The 17,364-nt window shown below is 70.4% G+C and carries 15 protein-coding genes; 11 read left to right on the forward strand and 4 right to left on the reverse strand.

What is annotated here, in order from left to right; genetic code table 11:
* The first annotated feature begins 196 nt into the window (after positions 1–196).
* The 6 genes from ACFC8N_RS03190 to ACFC8N_RS03215 all read left to right on the forward strand — a co-directional run bounded on the left by ACFC8N_RS03190 (position 197) and on the right by ACFC8N_RS03215 (position 7,221).
* The gene (locus tag ACFC8N_RS03190; RefSeq protein ID WP_376285866.1) at positions 197–1,243 is read left to right on the forward strand and encodes an ABC transporter substrate-binding protein; all 1,047 of its coding nucleotides are present in this window, start codon (positions 197–199) and stop codon (positions 1,241–1,243) included.
* A gap of 42 nt (positions 1,244–1,285) precedes the next feature.
* Positions 1,286–2,107: a siderophore-interacting protein gene (locus ACFC8N_RS03195; protein ID WP_376285869.1), complete on the forward strand. Its 822-nt coding sequence runs from the start codon at positions 1,286–1,288 to the stop codon at positions 2,105–2,107.
* Between the two features lie 114 nt (positions 2,108–2,221).
* The gene (gene desA, locus ACFC8N_RS03200) at positions 2,222–3,664 is read left to right on the forward strand and encodes a lysine decarboxylase DesA (protein ID WP_356023237.1); all 1,443 of its coding nucleotides are present in this window, start codon (positions 2,222–2,224) and stop codon (positions 3,662–3,664) included.
* Complete coding sequence (locus ACFC8N_RS03205) at positions 3,648–4,931, forward strand: lysine N(6)-hydroxylase/L-ornithine N(5)-oxygenase family protein (RefSeq protein ID WP_376285872.1); 1,284 nt, start codon at positions 3,648–3,650, stop codon at positions 4,929–4,931. The genes desA and ACFC8N_RS03205 overlap by 17 nt, the downstream gene beginning before the upstream one ends.
* The gene (locus ACFC8N_RS03210; protein WP_356023241.1) at positions 4,928–5,452 is read left to right on the forward strand and encodes a GNAT family N-acetyltransferase; all 525 of its coding nucleotides are present in this window, start codon (positions 4,928–4,930) and stop codon (positions 5,450–5,452) included. Before ACFC8N_RS03205 ends, ACFC8N_RS03210 begins: the two co-directional genes overlap by 4 nt.
* Positions 5,449–7,221, forward strand: coding sequence for an IucA/IucC family protein (locus ACFC8N_RS03215; RefSeq protein WP_376285875.1), 1,773 nt, complete (start codon positions 5,449–5,451; stop codon positions 7,219–7,221). Before ACFC8N_RS03210 ends, ACFC8N_RS03215 begins: the two co-directional genes overlap by 4 nt.
* A 65-nt stretch (positions 7,222–7,286) precedes the next feature.
* On the opposite strand, the gene ACFC8N_RS03220 is transcribed toward ACFC8N_RS03215, so the two are convergent.
* Positions 7,287–8,909 (reverse strand): beta-N-acetylhexosaminidase, encoded by a 1,623-nt coding sequence (locus ACFC8N_RS03220; protein WP_376285878.1) that lies wholly within the window; start codon positions 8,907–8,909, stop codon positions 7,287–7,289.
* A gap of 63 nt (positions 8,910–8,972) precedes the next feature.
* On the opposite strand from ACFC8N_RS03220, the gene ACFC8N_RS03225 reads away from it, so the two are divergent.
* Positions 8,973–9,851 carry a DUF4429 domain-containing protein gene (locus tag ACFC8N_RS03225; protein ID WP_356023248.1) on the forward strand — a complete coding sequence of 293 codons (879 nt, stop codon included), beginning with the start codon at positions 8,973–8,975 and terminating at the stop codon, positions 9,849–9,851.
* Between the two features lie 40 nt (positions 9,852–9,891).
* On the opposite strand, the gene ACFC8N_RS03230 is transcribed toward ACFC8N_RS03225, so the two are convergent.
* On the reverse strand, positions 9,892–11,481 hold the full coding sequence (locus tag ACFC8N_RS03230) for a metallophosphoesterase family protein (RefSeq protein WP_356023251.1): 1,590 nt from the start codon (positions 11,479–11,481) through the stop codon (positions 9,892–9,894).
* A gap of 166 nt (positions 11,482–11,647) precedes the next feature.
* Here ACFC8N_RS03230 and ACFC8N_RS03235 point away from each other — a divergent pair, with 166 nt between their 5' ends.
* Both ACFC8N_RS03235 and glmS read left to right on the forward strand, forming a co-directional pair.
* Positions 11,648–11,905 carry a hypothetical protein gene (locus ACFC8N_RS03235; protein ID WP_071372151.1) on the forward strand — a complete coding sequence of 86 codons (258 nt, stop codon included), beginning with the start codon at positions 11,648–11,650 and terminating at the stop codon, positions 11,903–11,905.
* A gap of 12 nt (positions 11,906–11,917) precedes the next feature.
* Positions 11,918–13,735 carry a glutamine--fructose-6-phosphate transaminase (isomerizing) gene (gene glmS / locus ACFC8N_RS03240; RefSeq protein WP_362819719.1) on the forward strand — a complete coding sequence of 606 codons (1,818 nt, stop codon included), beginning with the start codon at positions 11,918–11,920 and terminating at the stop codon, positions 13,733–13,735.
* A gap of 68 nt (positions 13,736–13,803) precedes the next feature.
* Here the strand turns inward: glmS and ACFC8N_RS03245 are convergent, their stop codons facing one another.
* Entirely contained in the window at positions 13,804–14,346 is a 543-nt protein-coding gene (locus tag ACFC8N_RS03245) for a GPR1/FUN34/YaaH family transporter (protein WP_356023255.1), read from the reverse strand.
* A gap of 115 nt (positions 14,347–14,461) precedes the next feature.
* Complete coding sequence (locus tag ACFC8N_RS03250) at positions 14,462–14,989, reverse strand: universal stress protein (RefSeq protein WP_356023257.1); 528 nt, start codon at positions 14,987–14,989, stop codon at positions 14,462–14,464.
* 376 nt (positions 14,990–15,365) lie between these two features.
* Here ACFC8N_RS03250 and ACFC8N_RS03255 point away from each other — a divergent pair, with 376 nt between their 5' ends.
* Complete coding sequence (locus tag ACFC8N_RS03255) at positions 15,366–15,650, forward strand: hypothetical protein (protein ID WP_376285883.1); 285 nt, start codon at positions 15,366–15,368, stop codon at positions 15,648–15,650.
* Between the two features lie 379 nt (positions 15,651–16,029).
* Positions 16,030–17,238 (forward strand): helix-turn-helix domain-containing protein, encoded by a 1,209-nt coding sequence (locus tag ACFC8N_RS03260; protein ID WP_356023261.1) that lies wholly within the window; start codon positions 16,030–16,032, stop codon positions 17,236–17,238.
* Positions 17,239–17,364: the final 126 nt, after the last annotated feature.

A 17,364-nucleotide genomic window follows, 5' to 3' on the forward strand; every position in this document is an offset into this window, starting at 1 on the left:
CGCAGTCGGCAGAGCCGACCGTGCGCGCACGACTCTAGCCGTGACCCCTCCGGGCTGTCCGCCGTATCGGGCGATCCCTTTCCGAGCTGGCGCGGCGCCGGGGTGCACCCACCTCTGGACATCGAGTGAGGTTAGGCTAACCTACCTTGGAACCTGTCCGGCGGGCGCCTCGCCCCGTTCGAAAGCAGTCATATCCATGTCCCTTGCCCGTGCCACCCATCTGACTCGCCGCGGAATCCTCGCCGCGGGCGGCGCCATCGGACTCGGTGCCGCGCTCGCCGCCTGCGGGGACGACAAGGGCAAAGACGGTGGCTCCGGCAAGGGGACGGCCGCAGGCAGGTCCGGGCCCTGGTCGTTCAAGGACGACCGCGGTACGACCGTGAAGCTGGACAAGGTCCCCGCGAACATCGTCGCGTTCACCGGCGTCGGCGCCGCGCTCCACGACTACGGCGTTCAGGTCAAGGGCGTCTTCGGCCCGACCACGACCAAGGACGGCAAGGCCGACGTCCAGGCCGGCGGCATGGACGTCAGCAAGGTGACCGTCCTCGGCAACGCCTGGGGCCAGTTCAACATCGAGAAGTACGCCTCGCTCGCGCCCGACGTGCTGATCTCCACGACGTTCGACAACGCCGGCACCCTCTGGTACGTCCCCGAGGAGTCCAAGAAGAAGATCGCCCAGCTGGCCCCCAGCGTCGCCGTCTCCGTCTACGACCGTCAGCTGACCAAGTCCCTGGAGCGCATGTGGGAGTTGGCGGCGTCGCTCGGCGGTGACATGAAGGCCGCCGCGGTGACCGACGCCAAGAAGCGGTTCGAGGCCGCCGCGACCCGGCTGCGCGCCGCCGCGAAGGCCAAGCCCGACATCAAGGTGCTGGCCGGCTCCGCGAGCGACCCGCTCTTCTACGTCTCCGGCACCAACCTCTCCGTCGACCTGGAGTACTTCAAGGCCCTCGGCGTGAACTTCGTCGAGCCGCCGGAGAGCGCGAAGAAGGCGACCGGCGGCTGGTTCGAGTCGCTGAGCTGGGAGAACGTCGACAAGTACCAGGCCGACATCATCATGATGGACGACCGCTCCTCGGCGCTCCAGCCGGCCGCCATCACCAAGCCGACCTGGCAGAAGCTGCCCGCGGTGAAGGCGGGCCAGGTCATCTCCCGCTCCCCCGAGCCGATCCTGTCCTACGACAAGTGCGTGCCGCTGCTCACGAGCCTGGCCGAGGCCCTGGAGAAGGCGAAGAAGGTCAGCTAATCCAGCCAGCACCCCGAACCTGACGTCATCTCAGGAGCCGACATGACGACGGCCGTAGCCGCCCCGTACCGTTTCTTCTCCCTTCAGGTCGTACGGACGAGGCGGCTGGGGCCGTCTCTGGTCCGGATCACCTTCACCGGGGAGGAGCTGTCCGCGTTCCGGTCACTGGGGCGCGACCAGTCCCTCTCGCTCTTCCTGCCGCACCCCCACCAGACCGAGCCCGCCGTCCCTCTGGACCTCGGCGACGGCTGGTGGCAGGCCTGGCGTGAACTGCCGGACGACGTACGGGCCGTGATGCGCTCGTACACCCTGCGGTCCCTGCGCCGGAACCCCGACGAGATCGACATCGACTTCGCCCTGCACACCCCGGCGGGCCCCGCCTCCGGCTGGGCCGCCCGCGCCGCCGCCGGCGACCGGGCCCTGGTGCTCGGCCCGGTCCTCGCCGACAACCGCGCGATCCGCTTCCGGCCGCCCGCCGACACCGACCTCGTCGTGCTGTGGGGCGACGAGACCGCCGTACCCGCCGCGACCGCGATCCTCGAATCCCTCCCGGCCGGCACCCGCGCCCGGGCCTGGCTGGAGGTGCCGGACGCCCGCGACATCCAGGACGTGCGCACCGAGGCGGACGCGGAGATCACCTGGCTCGTACGGCACGACGGGTCCCCCACGGCCGTCGACGCCGTACGCGCCGCCGCCCTCCCGTGCGACGAGCGGACGTACGTGTGGATCGCGGGCGAGTCCGGCCAGGTCAAGGCGTTGCGGCGGCACTTCGTCGGCGAGCGCGGGGTGGACCGGCGCCGGGTGACCTTCGTCGGGTACTGGCGGCAGGGGATGACCGAAGAGCAGTTGCGGGCCGCCGAGTAGGCACCGCACCGCGCCGCACCGCCCCGTGACAGTGATCACGGGTGAGGCATGCCTCGATTCCTAAAAGTTAGGTTAGGCTTACCTAAGTTCGATCACCCCTCGGAGGACCCCCACATGCGCTCGCACCTGCTCAATGGCCTCACCGCGGAGCACTACCGCAGCTCCGTGACCGAAGGAGTCGAGCGGGTGGCGGCCAAACTCGCCACCACCGACCGCCCGTTCACCGGCGTCACCGTGGACGCCCTCGCCCCCCGCGTGGACGCCATCGACCTGGACCGCCCGCTCGGCAGCGCCACCGCCGCCCTGGACGAGCTGGAGGAGGTGTACCTGCGCGACGCGGTGTACTTCCACCACCCCCGCTACCTCGCCCACCTCAACTGCCCGGTCGTCATACCGGCGGTGCTCGGCGAGGCCGTGCTCTCCGCGGTCAACTCCTCCCTGGACACCTGGGACCAGTCGGCCGGCGGCACCCTGATCGAGCGCAGGCTCATCGACTGGACGGCCCGGCGGATCGGCCTCGGCCCCGCCGCCGACGGCGTGTTCACCTCCGGCGGCACCCAGTCCAACCTCCAGGCGCTGCTGCTCGCCCGGGAGGAGGCCAAGAGCACCTCCCCGGCGAAGCTGCGGATCTTCGCCTCCGAGGTCAGCCACTTCAGCGTGCGGAAGTCCGCCACACTCCTCGGCCTGGGCCCGGACGCGGTCGTCCCGATACCCGTCGACCACGACAAGCGGATGCAGACCGTGGCGCTCGCCCGCGAACTGGAGCGCTGCGTGCAGGGCGGCCTCGTCCCCATGGCCGTCGTCGCCACCGCCGGCACCACCGACTTCGGCTCCATCGACCCGCTGCCCGAAACAGCCGAGCTGTGCGAGCGGTTCGGCACCTGGCTGCACGTCGACGCCGCCTACGGCTGCGGACTGCTCGCCTCCCTCAGGTACCGGGACCGCATCGAGGGCATCGAGCGCGCCGACTCCGTCACCGTCGACTACCACAAGTCCTTCTTCCAGCCGGTGAGTTCGTCCGCCGTCCTGGTGCGGGACGCGGCGACCCTGCGTCACGCCACCTACCACGCGGAGTACCTCAACCCGCGCCGCATGGTGCAGGAGCGCATCCCCAACCAGGTCGACAAGTCTCTGCAGACCACCCGCCGTTTCGACGCGCTCAAGCTGTGGATGACGCTGCGGGTGATGGGCGCCGACGGGATCGGCGAGCTCTTCGACGAGGTCTGCGACCTGGCGGCACAGGGCTGGGAGCTGCTCGCCGCCGACCCCCGGTTCGACGTCGTCGTGGCGCCCTCGCTCTCCACCCTCGTCTTCCGCTGCATCCCGGCCGCCGTCACCGACCCGGCCGCGATCGACCGCGCCAACCTCTACGCCCGCAAGGCCCTGTTCGCCTCCGGTGACGCCGTCGTCGCGGGCACCAAGGTGGGCGGCCGCCACTACCTGAAGTTCACCCTGCTCAACCCCGAGACGACCACGGCCGACATCGCCGCCGTCCTCGACCTGATCGCCGGCCACGCCGAGCAGTACCTGGGAGACTCCCTTGACCGCGCTTCCTGAAGCCCGCCGCATCCATGACTTCGTGGGGATCGGGCTCGGCCCCTTCAACCTCGGCCTGGCCTGTCTGACCGAGCCGATCGCCGAACTGGACGGCGTCTTCCTGGAGTCCAAGCCGGACTTCGAGTGGCACGCCGGGATGTTCCTGGACGGCGCCCACCTCCAGACGCCGTTCATGTCGGACCTGGTCACCCTCGCCGACCCGACCTCGCCGTACTCCTTCCTCAACTACCTGAAGGAGAAGGGCCGGCTGTACTCGTTCTACATCCGCGAGAACTTCTATCCCCTGCGGGTCGAGTACGACGACTACTGCCGCTGGGCGGCGGGGCGGCTGAGCAGCGTCCGGTTCGGCACGACGGTCACCGAGGTGACGTACGAGGACGAGCTGTACGTCGTCCGCACCGAGCGCGGGGAGACGTACCGCGGCCGGCACCTGGTCCTCGGCACGGGCACGGTCCCCTTCGTCCCCGAGGCCTGCCGGAACCTCGGCGGCGACTTCCTGCACACCTCCCGGTACATGCACCGCAAGGCGGAACTGCAGGCGAAGAGGTCCATCACGGTCGTCGGCAGCGGCCAGAGCGCGGCCGAGATCTACTACGAACTGCTCGCCGAGATCGACGTACACGGCTACGAGCTGAACTGGGTCACCCGCTCCCCGCGCTTCTTCCCGCTGGAGTACACCAAACTGACCCTGGAGATGACGTCCCCGGACTACATCGACTACTTCCGCGCCCTGCCCGAGGAGACCCGCTACCGGCTGGAGAAGCAGCAGAAGGGGCTGTTCAAGGGCATCAACTCGGACCTGATCGACTCGATCTTCGATCTGCTCTACCAGAAGAACGTGGAGAGCGGCGACCGTCCGGTCCCGACCCGGCTGCTCACCAACTCCTCGCTGCACAGCGCCCATTACACGGACGGCGCGTACACCCTCGGCTTCCGCCAGGACGAGCAGGGCAAGGACTTCGAGATCCGCTCCGAGGGCCTGGTGCTGGCCACCGGCTACCACTACACGCCGCCGGCCTTCCTCGCCCCCCTGCGCGACCGGCTCCGCTTCGACGGCCACGGCCGCTTCGACGTCGCCCGCAACTACGCCGTCGACACCACCGGCCGCGGCGTCTTCCTCCAGAACGCCGGCGTCCACACCCACAGCATCACCAGCCCCGACCTGGGCATGGGCGCGTACCGCAACAGCTGCATCATCCGCGAGCTGCTCGGCGCCGCCTACTACCCGGTCGAGAAGACCATCGCCTTCCAGGAGTTCGCCGTATGACCTTCGCCTTCCGTGACGTCGATCCCCTGCGGGACGCCGAGCTGCTGCACGCCTGGGTCACCCATCCCAAGGCGGCCTTCTGGATGATGCAGGACGCGAGGCTGGAGGACGTCGAACGCGCGTACATGGAGATCGCGGCGGACGAGCACCATCAGGCACTGCTCGGGCTGCGCGACGGGGAGCCCGTCTTCCTCATGGAGACGTACGACCCCGCCCACCGCGAGCTGGCCGGTCTGTACGAGGCGCGGCCCGGCGACATCGGCATGCACTTCCTGACCCCGCCGGCCGACACGCCCGTGCACGGGTTCACCAGGGCCGTCATCACCGCCGTGGTGGCCCGGCTCTTCGAGGACCCGGCCGTGGCGCGGGTCGTCGTCGAACCGGACGTGCGCAACACGGCCGTGCACGCCCTGAACGAGGCCGTCGGGTTCGTGCCCGAGCGGGAGATCGAGAAACCGGAGAAAAGGGCGTTGTTGAGCTTCTGCACGCGTGAGCGCTTCGAGCAGGCGGTGGCCGCATGAGCCTCACCGACGCCGTGGCCCACCTGTCCCCCGAACGCTGGGACACCGCCAACCGGCTGCTGATACGCAAGGCGCTCGCCGAGTTCGCGCACGAGCGCCTGATCACCCCCGAGGCCCTGGACGGCGGCCGGTACGCCGTCCGCAGCGACGACGGGCTCACCGCCTACCGCTTCCGCGCCGTCCGCCGCGCCCTCGACCACTGGCAGGTCGACGCCGCCTCCATCACCCGGCACCGCGGCGACGACGAACTCCCGCTCGCCGCCCTGGACTTCTTCATCGAGCTGAGGGAGTCCCTGGGCCTGTCCGACGAGATCCTGCCGGTCTACCTGGAGGAGATCTCCTCCACCCTCTCCGGCACCTGCTACAAGCTGACCAAGCCCCGCGTCACCTCCGCGGAGCTGGCCACGAGCGGTTTCCAGGCGATCGAGACCGGGATGACCGAGGGACACCCGTGCTTCGTCGCGAACAACGGGCGGCTCGGGTTCGGCGTCCACGAGTACCTGTCGTACGCCCCGGAGACCGCGAACCCGGTCCGGCTGGTGTGGCTGGCCGCGCACCGCTCGCGGGCCGCGTTCACGGCGGGCGTGGGCATCGAGTACGAGGAGTTCATCCGGCAGGAGCTGGGGGCGGACACCGTCGAGCGGTTCGCGAAGACCCTCGCCGGGCAGGGCCTCGACCCCGCCGACTACCTCCTCATCCCGGTCCACCCCTGGCAGTGGTGGAACAAGCTGTCCGTCACCTTCGCCGCCGAGGTGGCCCGGCGGCACCTGGTCTGCCTCGGGGAGGGCGACGACGAGTACCTGGCCCAGCAGTCCATCCGGACGTTCTTCAACAGCAGCGCCCCGCACAAGCACTATGTGAAGACGGCCCTGTCCGTCATCAACATGGGCTTCATGCGCGGTCTTTCGGCCGCCTACATGGAGGCCACCCCGGCGATCAACGACTGGCTGGCCCAGCTGATCGAGAACGACCCGGTGCTGAAGGCGACGGGCCTGAGCATCATCCGGGAGCGGGCGGCCGTCGGCTACCGGCACCAGGAGTACGAGCGGGCCACCGACCGCTACTCGCCGTACCGCAAGATGCTGGCCGCGCTGTGGCGGGAGAGCCCGGTGCCCTCCCTGCAAGGCGGCGAGTCCCTCGCGACCATGGCCTCGCTGCTGCACGTCGACCACGCTGGCGCCTCCTTCGCGGGCGCGCTGATCGAGCGGTCCGGCCTCGCGCCCACCGAGTGGCTGCGGCGGTACCTGCGGGCGTACTACACCCCGCTGCTGCACAGCTTCTACGCCTACGACCTGGTCTTCATGCCGCACGGCGAGAACGTCATCCTGGTGCTGGAGGACGGTGTCGTACGGCGGGCGGTCTACAAGGACATCGCCGAGGAGATCGCGGTGATGGACCCGGACGCCGTACTGCCGCCGGAGGTGCGGCGGATCGCGGTCGAGGTCCCCGAGGACAAGAAGCTGCTGTCGATCTTCACCGACGTCTTCGACTGCTTCTTCCGCTTCCTCGCCGCGCACCTGGCCGCCGAGGGGATCCTGGCGGAGGACGGCTTCTGGCGCACGGTCGCCGAGGTCACCCGCGAGTACCAGCACGCGAACCCCGAACTGGCCGACAGGTTCCGGCAGTACGACATGTTCGCCCCCGAGTTCGCGCGCTCCTGCCTGAACCGGCTCCAGCTGCGCGACAACCGGCAGATGGTGGACCTCGCCGACCCGTCCGGCGCGCTCCAGCTCGTCGGGACCCTGGAGAACCCCCTCGCGGGGCGCTGACCGCGGGATCCCGACAGTGGGACACGGGCACCCCGGAGTACGGTCCTCCGGGGTGCCCGGTCAGCTCAGCCGGCCGGCCACGGCACCTGCGGGGAGCGGTAGTAGCCGATCCCGAGCGCGTCCCAGCGCGGGGCCTGCGCGGCGAGGCGCACCTTGTACGCGTCCCAGTCGTGCGTGGCCGCCGGGGACCAGCCCAGCTCGGCCGCGCCCGGAAGCCTCGGGAACGCCATGTAGTCGAGGTCGGCGGACGTCTTCAGCGTCTCGGACCACAGGGGTGCCTCCACGCCCTTGACCGCGGAACTCGGGGCACCCGCGAGGTAGCTGCCCGGGTCCCAGTCGTACGACCGCCGCACCTCCACCAGGCCCGCCCAGTCGAGGCCCAGCTTGGTGTCCTTGGTGTACTTCATGTCGAGGTAGACCCGGTCGGCCGGGGAGAGGATCAGCCCGGTGCCGTTCCGGGCGGCCTGGGCGACCTGGTCCTTGTCTGCGGCGCTGGTGGTGTCCAGGCCCCAGTACTGGGCGACGGCGCCCTTGACCGGGTGGGCACCGGTGAGCTGGTGCCAGCCGATGACCGTCTTGCCGTACTTCCCGACGAGGGGCTGGACGCGGTCCATGATGGTCACGTAGTCGGCGTGGCTGGTGGAGTGCGCCTCGTCACCGCCGATGTGGAGGTAGCGGCCGGGGGTGAGCGCGGCCAGTTCGCGCAGGACGTCGTTCGCGAAGTCGTACGTCACCTGTTTGGCCGCGCACAGCGAGCTGAAGCCGACCTTGGTGCCGGTGTAGAGCGGGGGCGCCTGGCCGTTGCAGTTGAGGGCGGCGTAGGAGGCGAGGGCCGCGTTGGTGTGGCCGGGCATGTCGATCTCGGGGACGACCTCCAGATAGCGGGAGGCCGCGTACCGGACGATCTCGCGGTACTCCGCCTTGGTGTAGTAGCCGCCCTTGCCGCCGCCGACCTCGGTGGAGCCGCCGTACGTCGCGAGGCGCGGCCAGGAGTTTATGGCGATGCGCCAGCCCTGGTCGTCGCTGAGGTGCAGATGCAGCTCGTTGACCTTGTAGAGGGCGAGTTCGTCGATGTAGCGCTCGACCTGGGCCACGGTGAAGAAGTGCCGGGAGACGTCGAGCATGGCGCCGCGGTAGGCGTAGCGGGGGCGGTCGGTGACGGTGCCGCCGGCGATCTGCCAGGGGCCGGGCTGGACGGTCCGCTTCTCCACGGCGGCGGGCAGGAGCTGACGCAGCGTCTGCACGCCGTGGAAGAGGCCGGCGGGGGTGCTCGCGGTGAGGTTGAGGCCGTCGGCACCGCTGTGCAGCCGGTAGCCCTCGGCGCCGTAGTCGCCCTTCGCCAGGTGGAGCCGGATGCCTCCGGTGCCGGACTCGGTGAGCGGCAGCGGGTAGCCGGTGGAGGGCCGCAGGATGCCGGCGAGGTAGGCGCCGACACGGCGGACCTCGGGGGTGGCGTCGACCCGGACGGAGGTACCGCGGGCGAGGCGGTACGCGGTGCCGCCGGGCTGGACGGAGGCGGGGGCCGGGATCACCCGGTCGAGCGGGGTGGGGGGCACGGCCGCCCGTGCGGAGGGCGCGGCCCCCAGGGTGAAGACACCGGCCGCCGCCACGAGGACCAGGGACCCGAACACACGGGAGGACCTGGGCAGTCGGGGGGTTCGGGGAGTCGTGCTGTGGTTGCGTCTCACATGCGCTCCCTTCCAAATGTGGTCGAGACCACTCTCCCGCAGATCCGGTGAAACAATCCCTCCATGGCGGAAATCATCCAGAAGGACGGCACCTGGGCCTTCGACGGCGACGCCCTGCGGCTCACCCCGGGCCGGGACAAGAACGTGAGCCCGCTCCGCCGTGAGCTGGGCGAACTCGTCGTGCCGATCGGGGCGTTGGCCGGTGTCTCCTTCGAGCAGGGGCGCAGGTCGGGGCGGCTGAGGCTGCGGCTGCGCGACGGCGCCGACCCGTTGACGCAGGCGACCGGCGGACGGCTCGCCGAGGCGGACGACCCGTATCAGCTGGCGGTGCAGACCGACCGGTACGGCGTCGCCGAGTACGTCGCGGACGAGGTGCGCACCGCGCTGCTGTTGGAGCAGGTCCCGCCGGAGCCGGCCGACGGGTACCTGCTGCCGGGCCCGGCGCTGCCGGTGTCCGCCTCCGCCGGGGACGGCACGGCGAGCTTCGACGGGGACCAGGTGCGGCTGGAGTGGAACTGGAAGACGGAGGACGCCAAGGCCGCCGCCGGGCCCCGGACGCTTCCCCTGGCGGAGATCACGGGCGTGGAGTGGCAGCCGGCGGCCGGGCTGGAGAACGGGCATCTGCGGTTCCTGGTGCGCGGCGCGCCGATCACGGCCCCGCCCAAGTACGACCCGAACGCGGTCGAGTTGTGGGGCTTCAAGAAGGACCCGCTGATGGCACTGGTGGCCGCCGCCGTACAGGCCCGGCTGCCGCATCCCGCGGCCCCCGCCCCGGCCGCCGTACCGCCGCAGCGGCCGGCGCCCGCCGAGGAGCCGGCCGGGGGCGAGGACCACGACGCGCTGCTGCGGCGGCTGCGCGAGCTCGGCGAGCTGCGCCGGGACGGGGTGCTGACGGACGAGGAGTTCGCCCTGGCCAAGCAGGCGGTCCTGAAGCGCTTGTGAGGGCGCGTGCGCAGGACCGCCCGACGGCGGGCCCGGGGCGTTACTTCGCCCGGCGGGACACCGTGAAGCGGTCGATGCGCTCACCGGTCTCGGCGATGCCCGACACCGTCAGCGTGGTCTGCCGGCCGCGCGGTGCGGGGGTGACGTCGACGCGCAGGAAGGAGTAGTCGAGGTAGCGCACCCGGGACCAGGTGACGGTCTCGTTGACCTTGCCGTCCTTGGTGTTGACGAAGGACGCGACCGAGTCGACCTCGTGCTCGTGGCCCTCGTAGGAGTCGGGGGCGGTGAACGCGTACAGGCTGCGGCCCGCGGCGCCGGCGGTGACGTAGACGACGCCCTCGGTCTCGGGGTAGGCGGTGCCGCCGATCGGAAGCTTCTTGGTGACCTTGTTGTCCTTGATCACGTCGGTGCGCTCGTACTGGTGGTTGTGGCCGTTGATGACCAGGTCCACCTGGTACTTCTCGAACAGCGGCACCCACTCCTGGCGCACGCCCCCCTCCGAGGCGTGCGCCGTGGACGTGCAGTACGCGCAGTGGTGGAAGAAGACGACGACGAAGTCGATGTCGTCACGGGCCCGGAACCGCTTCAGCTGACTCTCGAACCACTTGGTCTGTGTACCTCCGGAAATGCCCAGGTTCGCCGGGATCTCGAAGGAGACGTCGTTGGGGTCCAGCGAGACGATCGCCGTGTTGCCGTGCACGAAGGAGTAGACGCCGGGCAGGTGCGCGGCGTCCGGTCCGTTGTCCGGCATGGTCCAGCGGGCCTCTTCGCCGCCGTAGCCGTTCGGCGAGTACCAGGCCTCCATGTCGTGGTTGCCGTACGAGACCATCCACGGGATCTGCTTGGCGACCGACTCGGTCTGGTGGAGGAACTGGTCCCAGGTGCGCGAGTCGAAGCCCGTGTCGGTGGACTTGCCCTGGCCGGCCGGGTCGCCGTAGGCGATGTCGCCCGCGTGCAGGTGGAAGGCCGGGTTCTGGCCGAGGATCAGGCTGTCGTTGGCGAGGGCGTGGTAGCTGACGCCCTGGTCGCCGAAGGCCGTGAAGGTGAACGGCTCCCGGCGGGCGGGGGCGGTGGTGAAGGTGCCCAGGGTGCCCAGCAGGTGCGGCTCGGCGGGGTCGAAGCCCTCGTGGCCGACGCCGTAGTAGTACGTCTTTCCGGGGCGCAGGTGGGTGAGCCGGGCGTGCAGGTAGTACTGCGTGTGGTCGCCGCTCGCGCCGACGCCGGCCGGGGTGTAGAGGGTGCGGACCTCGGCGTCGATCCGGCGGGAGAGGTCCCAGGGGCGGGCGCCGATGCGGATGAACGGCTTCTTCACGGCGACCGGGACCTGCCAGGAGACGGTCATCTCGGTGCGCGGGTCGGCGCCGTAGGCGAGGTGCCGGCCGAAGGGGGCGACGAGGGCGCCGTCGACGTGCTCGGTGGCCGGGGCGGTGCTCCCCCACTGCGTGGGAGGTACCCCCAGGGTCGGTACGGCGGCCTGGGCGGTGGCACCCGTCACGTACGCGCCACCCGTGACGGCGCCCAGCGTGACGGCGCCGCCTCTGATCAGGTTCCGGCGCGAGAATCTCGCGCGCAGGTACTCATGCTGCTCGGCCATGCTCATGCGCTCGGCGAGCCGGTCGGGTACTCCCATACGAGGAATGTCCATGGCGCCCGAAACTCGCCGGTCCGGGCAACGAGACGCACGACACGGGGTGGACGCCCGGGGAACAGAGATCCAACAGGGTCCGGAGGAGGGCCCTGCCCGAAATCGGGCACGTTTCTTGCGAAACCGCGCCCCGTACTCCAGGATCTACCGGGTGCACGACGAACTTGTTGATCATCTGACGCGTTCCACGACCCTGAACAGGGGCGAGGCGCTGCGGGTGGTCCAGGACGTGCTCGCCTACTTCGACGAGTCGACGGAGGACTACGTCCGTCGCCGCCACCGCGAGCTGCAGGCACAGGGCCTGGTGAACGCGGAGATCTTCGAACGGATCGCGGCGGACCTCAGGTATAGAGCGGTGGCACCGCCCGAGCTGACGCTCAGGCAGCTGCGCCGCATCGTCTACGGCTAGGAATACCCATACATGTGCGGAATTGTCGGATACATCGGAAAGCGTGACGTCGCCCCGCTGCTGCTCGAAGGGCTGCAGCGGCTGGAGTACCGCGGCTACGACTCCGCTGGCATCGTCGTCTCCTCTCCGAAGACGCCCGGTCTGAAGATGGTCAAGGCCAAGGGCCGGGTGCGCGACCTGGAGGCCAAGGTCCCGGCGCGCTTCAAGGGCACCACCGGCATCGCCCACACCCGCTGGGCCACCCACGGCGCCCCCTCCGACGTCAACGCCCACCCGCACATGTCGGCCGACGGCAAGGTCGCCGTCGTCCACAACGGCATCATCGACAACGCCGCCGACCTGCGCCGCAAGCTGGAGGCGGACGGCGTCGAGTTCCTCTCCGAGACCGACACCGAGGTCCTCACCCACCTCATCGCCCGCTCCGCCGCCGAGAAGCTGGAGGACAAGGTCCGCCAGGCGGTCCGGGCGATCGAGGGCACGTACGGCATCGCGGTCGTGCACGCCGACTTCCCCGACCGGATCGTGGTGGCCCGCAACGGCTCCCCGGTCGTGCTCGGCATCGGCGAGAAGGAGATGTTCGTCGCCTCCGACATCGCCGCCCTGGTCATGCACACGCGCCAGATAGTGACCCTCGACGACGGCGAGATGGCCACCCTGAAGGCCGACGACTTCCGCACCTACACCACCGAGGGCACGCGCACCACCGCCGAGCCCACGACCGTGGAGTGGGAGGCCGAGTCGTACGACATGGGCGGCCACGACACCTACATGCACAAGGAGATCTTCGAGCAGGCCGACGCCGTGGACCGCGTGCTGCGCGGCCGCATCGACGACCGCTTCTCCACCGTGCACCTCGGCGGCCTCAACCTGGACGCCCGCGAGGCCCGGCAGATCCGCCGTGTGAAGATCCTCGGCTGCGGCACCTCGTACCACGCGGGCATGATCGGCGCCCAGATGATCGAGGAGCTGGCCCGCATCCCCGCCGACGCCGAGCCGGCCTCCGAGTTCCGCTACCGCAACGCGGTCGTCGACCCCGACACCCTGTACGTCGCGGTCTCCCAGTCCGGTGAGACGTACGACGTCCTCGCCGCCGTGCAGGAGCTGAAGCGCAAGGGCGCCAGGGTCTTCGGCGTCGTCAACGTCGTCGGCTCGGCGATCGCGCGCGAGGCCGACGCCGGGATCTACGTCCACGCCGGCCCCGAGGTCTGCGTGGTCTCGACGAAGTGCTTCACGAACATGACCGTGGCCTTCGCCCTCCTCGCCCTGCACCTCGGCCGCACCCGTGACCTGTCGGTCCGTGACGGCAAGCGGATCATCGAGGGCCTGCGCAGGCTGCCGGACCAGATCACCGAGATCCTCAAGCAGGAGGAGCAGATCAAGGAGCTGGCCGAGCTGTACGCCGACGCCCGCTCGATGCTCTTCATCGGCCGCGTCCGGGGCTACCCGGTGGCCCGCGAGGCCTCCCTGAAGCTGAAGGAGGTCTCCTACATCCACGCCGAGGCCTACCCCGCCTCCGAGCTGAAGCACGGCCCGCTGGCCCTGATCGAGCCGGCCCTGCCGACGGTCGCGATCGTCCCCGACGACGACCTGCTGGAGAAGAACCGCGCCGCCCTGGAGGAGATCAAGGCCCGCAGCGGCAAGATCCTCGCGGTGGCCCACCAGCACCAGGAGAAGGCGGACCAGACGATCGTCGTCCCGAAGAACGAGGACGAACTGGACCCGATCCTGATGGGCATCCCCCTCCAGCTGCTGGCCTACCACACGGCCAAGGCGCTCGGCCGGGACATCGACAAGCCGCGGAACCTGGCGAAGTCGGTGACGGTGGAGTAGTTCCGCGACAGCAGAACGGACCCCCACGTGGCCACCTTCACGTGGGGGTCCGTTCAGTGCTGCTCGGATCAGCCGGCGGCCGTCACCCCCCGGCCCGCGGCACGACCGGGAAGAGCCGTCGGCCAGTGAGCCAGCGCGGCCGTCGCCGCGTACCAGGCCACCGCGCCGGACACAGCGGCGACCCAGCCCCCGACCTTGGCGAGAGAGGAACTGTCGGCGAAGGCCGCGACGGCCAGCACCAGCATCGCCAGGAACAGCAGCCCGTGCATGACCTGCCCCAGACTGTCCCCGCCCGCGAGGGTCAGGGTGAGCGCCACGAGGGCGAACAGGAGGAGGAAGAGCCCGGCCGCGTCGGCGGAGGAGTGACCGCCGACCGCCCAGGTGAACCACAGCGCGCCGAGGGCCGCGAAGCCCGTACCGGAAACGCCGTCGCCACCACGGAAGGCCAGCAGGCCGACGAGGAACAGGGCAACTCCGCCCACATAGTGGGCCACTGACACGGCGTCGGACGCGGCCACGCCGTGGATCACGCCTGTCGTACCGAGACCGAACGCCAACAGGGTGATTCCCAGGGCGAGTCGGCCGACCACCGTAGTACTTCCGTTGTCCACGGCGGGCTCCCTTCATGCTGTGCCGTTGCGGGGTGACCGATATATGCCCTTCACAAGGGCACAAACCACCTCTACGCGCGAGTAGTTTCGCGCTGCACAAAGGGAGTTGGCGTACTCAGGGAATGACGATCACGGGCCGCTGCGCCCGCTTGGCGAGCCGCCCGGCGACCGAGCCGAAGATGCGGCCGACGATGCCGTGCGTGGAGCCCACGACGATCGCGTCCGCCTCGTACTCCCGCCCGACCTCTTCGAGTTCGTGGCAGATGTCCCCGCCGCGCTCGACCAGGATCCAGGGCACCTCGGACAGATAGTCCGCACAGGCCAGTTCGAGCCCGAGGACCTCGGTGCGGTGGTCCGGCACGTCGACGAAGACCGGTGGCTCGCAGCCGGCCCACACGGTCGTCGGCAGCCGGTTGGCGACGTGCACGATGATCAGGCCGGCGTGGGAGCGGTGGGCCATGCCGATGGCGTAGGCGAGGGCACGCTCGCTGGAGGTGGAGCCGTCGAAGCCGACGACGACTCCGTGCCGGAAGGCTGGGTCGCAGGAGGGGCGTGGCTCTTCCGCCGCCAGGGGCTCGGACGCCGTGGGATCGGCGACGGGCCGCTTGCGGTCCGCTGGGTCGAAGAATTCGTGACCGGCCATGGCTGTCTCGGCGTCTTGATCCTTTACGGGCGGGGACGACAGTTGCGCGTCGGAGCAGGCACGGAGCTGTGTCCGGGAAACATCTTCCCAACCCCATACCCCCAAGGGTACGGCGGCACGCCTCCCGGGCCCAGATCCCGCGCACGCTCCGTAAGCGGTCCCCCGACGTCGGGGAGTGGGTTCACCGGAGCATGCACGAGCCGCGCCCGTAACGCAATGGTTGCTGCCCCGTACAGGCGGTTTGCACACGGTTAACACCCGCGCGAGTCGTGATCGACCGGTGACCGAGTGGCCGAACGGGCGTTGAACCGGGCGAGCCACCACCCCGGACGTACCCCCAAGGAGTACACCCGGGGAGTACGAAGGGGAGTACGAGATGCCCGGACCGCGATCCGCCGCACGGCCACGTCCGGCGCCGCCGGACGGCGCGGGCGAGGTGATCCGCTGGGCCGCCTTCAGCTGCGTCCTCGTCCCCGTCGTCCTGGTCTGGTACGGCACCTCGCTGGCCGGCGCCGTGGGGGCCGCGCTGGGGCTGGCCGCCGTCACGGCCGTGTGCCGGGTGCTGCTGCGGCGATCGGAGCGGTGCGCCGCGCGGTACGCCGACCGTTCCGGCCCGCAAAGCGGCAGACGTCGCCCCCGGGGACGGACACCGGTCAACTGACCTGTTTCCGTACCCCCGAAGGTTTCTTTTCAGCCAACTTCTCAATGTCGACCCAGGGGGGTCGCAACCACCCCCCAACCCCCGTTTGACCTGCACGGAAAGGGTCCATCGGCGGCTGCGCACCCTACGCGGTTCGGCCACCGCGACAAGGCGCACTTCCCTACACCCCCCGCGAGTGCAACGCTTCGTGATCGAATGCTTCACGCCAAGTTGTCATGTCGACAATGTCCGGCGTGTCGAACCGGCCACCGTGAGACCGCGGTAGCCAGTAGATTCGATCTTGACTGTCTTTACGGCGGGGGACTCGTGCAGGACCGAGGGGAAACGTGCAGGAGCGACACAACCGAGGAGCCGCGACCACCGAGGGGGGCTTAGCAGTATGAGCCACGACTCCACTGCCGCGCCGGAAGCCGCGGCCCGGAAACTCTCCGGGCGCCGCCGCAAGGAGATCGTCGCGGTGCTGCTGTTCAGCGGCGGCCCCATCTTCGAGAGTTCCATTCCGCTGTCGGTGTTCGGGATCGACCGCCAGGACGCCGGCGTGCCGCGCTACCGACTGCTGGTGTGCGCCGGCGAAGAAGGTCCACTGCGGACCACAGGGGGCCTGGAACTGACCGCACCGCATGGCCTGGAGGCGATCTCACGCGCCGGGACGGTCGTCGTACCGGCCTGGCGTTCGATCACCTCGCCGCCACCGGAGGAGGCGCTGGACGCCCTGCGCCGGGCACACGAGGAGGGCGCCCGCATCGTCGGGCTGTGCACCGGCGCCTTCGTCCTCGCGGCGGCGGGCCTGCTGGACGGCCGTCCCGCGACGACCCACTGGATGTACGCGCCGACGCTGGCCAAGCGCTATCCGTCGGTGCACGTCGATCCGCGAGAGCTCTTCGTGGACGACGGCGACGTGCTCACGTCGGCGGGTACGGCGGCCGGAATCGATCTCTGTCTCCACATCGTGCGGACGGACCACGGCAACGAGGCGGCCGGCGCGCTGGCCCGCCGCCTGGTCGTCCCACCGCGCCGGACAGGAGGCCAGGAGCGCTACCTGGACCGCTCTTTACCAGAGGAGATCGGCGCCGACCCGCTGGCCGAGGTCGTCGCCTGGGCGCTGGAACACCTCCACGAGCAGTTCGACGTGGAGACGCTGGCGGCACGCGCCTACATGAGCCGCCGTACGTTCGACCGCCGGTTCCGCTCGCTGACCGGGAGCGCGCCGCTGCAGTGGCTGATCACGCAGCGGGTGCTCCAGGCGCAGCGGCTGCTGGAGACGTCGGACTACAGCGTGGACGAGGTGGCGGGCCGCTGCGGCTTCCGCTCCCCCGTCGCGCTGCGCGGGCACTTCCGCCGTCAGCTCGGCTCGTCCCCCGCCGCCTACCGGGCCGCCTACCGCGCCCGTCGGCCGCAGGGCGACCGGCCGGGTGAGGCGGAGCCCGCGCTGCCCCAGCCCGGTGCCCCGACCGGCCTGCCCGGACCGGGCCCGGTGACCGGCCCGGTCCCCGCCCTCCTCCACCCGGAGAGCGGCGTCCCGATGCAGAGCCGCCGGCAGGCGGCGGGCGCGGTCGGTCTGCTGCCGGGGCCCAGGCACGGCAGCTGAGCGAGTCGAGTTCCCCGCGCCCCGACAGGGGCGCGGGGAACTGCGCGACCGGCCACGACGAAGCCGCGGACTCCCGACGGCCGTCCCCGGCGCTCCTGCGGAGCACTCGGCACGGGGGGACCGAAA

It is taken from the genome of Streptomyces sp. NPDC055966, from assembly GCF_042269865.1.
Taxonomy (GTDB): domain Bacteria; phylum Actinomycetota; class Actinomycetes; order Streptomycetales; family Streptomycetaceae; genus Streptomyces.